We start from the raw sequence: 2244 nt of genomic DNA, 5'->3' as shown, positions 1-2244 counted from the left end.
TGGAAAATTTAAATCTGAAAATCTTAAAACAATGTTTTGAATATAAGAAAGTGTCAAGAATGCCTGAGCTGCAGCAGTTGAATCAAGTAAAACATTAACCTTAGCTTTTCCATTCTTTAATAAATTTTTTTCAGAATCGCTATCAAAAACAAGCCCTACTGTAATTTCTTTATTAAATATAGCTTTACTTAACTCTTCTTGTGAGTTAAATCTTTTAGGCTCCTGAAATTCAGGTCTGTGTAAATGATTTAATATTTTTTTTGAAATAACTCCATCAGAGTAATCTACATAACCGACAGAAACATTTCTTGGCTTTACTTCAAATCCTTTTCCAGCAATATATACATCTAAAGTAAAAGAGTATAAAATAACCAGTACAAGTCCCCAGCTTCTAAAGAAAGTAAGTATTTCTTTCATAAATACGGTAAAAAAAGCTTTCATTAAAGCTCCTTTTTCATTAATCTGGCTCCTATTGTTAAAAGTATCAGACTATAAAAAACCAGAACAAAAAAGTAAAAAACATTTTTTTCAGAAGAAAACCCCTGTCCTATTAAAAAGCAGTCATATACAATATGGTTGTAATACATAACTGGAAACAAATGAGCTTCAATATACGCTTCACCTTTCAATGAAGATATTGGCATGATGATACCTGAATACAGAAAACCCGGAATAATTGTAATAACAACAGCTGCAAGCATAGCAACAACCTGTGTCTTTGCTATAATTGAAACAAGAAGTCCTATTGAAAGACTTATAAAAATATAAATTTCAGAGCTTATCCAGTAAATAAAAAAGTTTCCTCTAAATGGTACATCAAAAATATAAACAGCCCATATAAAGAGTATAAATATGTTTATTGAATGGAAAATAACTGGGATAGATAATTTAGAAAATAGAAAATCAAGTTTTGAAACAGGAGATGAGTAAAAATTAAAAATTGTTCCGTACTCTTTTTCTCTGACAATTAAAAGGGCGGACAGTATAGCAGGTGCAACAAGAAGAATAATTCCTAAAAGCCCGGGAACAATTGCATTTTCATCTCTCATTGACTGGTTGAATAATAACCTTTGGTTAACTGTTATAAGATTTTTTATGGAAACATTTTTAATATAATCCTGAAAAGTATTTAAAAGGACACCTTGAATGTAGCTTTCAACTGTTGAACCTCTCATTGGAAAAGAAGCATCAACGAAAACACCAATTTCTGTTTTTTGACCTTTAAAAAGCCTTTTTTCAAAACTTTCAGGAATAATAATAAACGCATCTAATTTTCCTTGTTTCATAAGATTTAAGGCTTTTTCCTCATTAATGTTATAGTATTTAATGTCAAAGTATTTAGAATGTTCAAGCTTTGAAATAAGATTGTAGGATAGTTTTGATTTATCATAATCAATAATCGCAGTTCTTGTGTGTGTAACTTCCATCTTAATTCCATACCCAAATAAAAGCATTACCATTGAAGGCATTAAATAAACAAATATTATTAGTCTTGACCTTACAAGTTCTGAAAGCTCTTTTATAAAATATGCTTTAATAACACCAAAATTCATTAATAATCAATTCCTTTTTTAGCTTTTATTCCTTTTTCAAAAGGATGTTTTATTTCTCTCATTTCAGTAATTAAATCTGCAATAACAATAATACTTTCAGGACAATTTCTGCCTGTTAATATAAAATCATTTTTTTCTTTATTTTTTAATAAAAAATCTTTTACATGGTCTATATTTAAAAGTTTAAAATTTAAAGCTACACATATTTCATCAAGAATATATAAATCATAAGCTTTACTTTTTACCTTTTCTTTAACAAAGTTAAATCCTTCCTCTGCAAATTTGTAATCTATATCTTCAAATAGTTTGAAATGTTTTTTTAGCTCTGGATTTTCTTCAAGCATTTTTTTGGGAAGATAAAAACCTTTTCTCCCAAATGTGTATAAATCAAAGTTTTGAATTTCATCTAATATATTATCCTCAGATGATACACCTTTTTCCTTCATAAATTTAACCATTAAAACTTTTAAGCCTGCACCTACTGCTCTTATACCTGTTCCAATCGCTGCTGTTGTTTTTCCTTTACCATTTCCAGTAAATATGTAAATCATAATGAACAGGCACTCCATCCACAAACTGGGCACTTAACACATCCTTCACTTCTAATTAAAGGTGAACCACAAATTGGGCATTTTTCTATTTCTGTTTGGATAGTTTCTTCTTTAAACCCTGTTTCTTTGTATATTGATAC

Annotated in this window: 3 protein-coding genes; all 3 read right to left on the bottom strand. The window is 28.6% G+C overall.

The window, feature by feature from the left end; genetic code table 11:
- On the bottom strand, positions 1-441 hold a 441-nt coding region (locus HG1285_RS04050), incomplete at its 3' end, for an ABC transporter permease (protein WP_008288730.1).
- Positions 441-1553 (bottom strand): ABC transporter permease, encoded by a 1113-nt coding sequence (locus HG1285_RS04055; RefSeq protein ID WP_008288729.1) that lies wholly within the window; start codon positions 1551-1553, stop codon positions 441-443. The genes HG1285_RS04050 and HG1285_RS04055, both read right to left, overlap by 1 nt.
- A complete protein-coding gene (cobO, locus tag HG1285_RS04060; RefSeq protein ID WP_050777696.1) occupies positions 1553-2104 on the bottom strand; it encodes a cob(I)yrinic acid a,c-diamide adenosyltransferase in 552 nt (183 codons plus the stop codon). Before cobO ends, HG1285_RS04055 begins: the two co-directional genes overlap by 1 nt.
- Between the last annotated feature and the right edge of the window lie 140 nt (positions 2105-2244).

It is taken from the genome of Hydrogenivirga sp. 128-5-R1-1 (assembly GCF_000171895.1).
Note: the sequence above shows the minus strand (reverse complement) of the source record. Positions and strands in the feature narration are given on the sequence as shown.

What these genes read in the sequence shown, in the direction of transcription:
- HG1285_RS04055 (WP_008288729.1), bottom strand. Translation starts at nt 1,553, where the DNA reads ATGAATTTTGGTGTTATTAAAGCATATTTTATAAAAGAGCTTTCAGAA.
- cobO (WP_050777696.1), bottom strand. Translation starts at nt 2,104, where the DNA reads ATGATTTACATATTTACTGGAAATGGTAAAGGAAAAACAACAGCAGCG.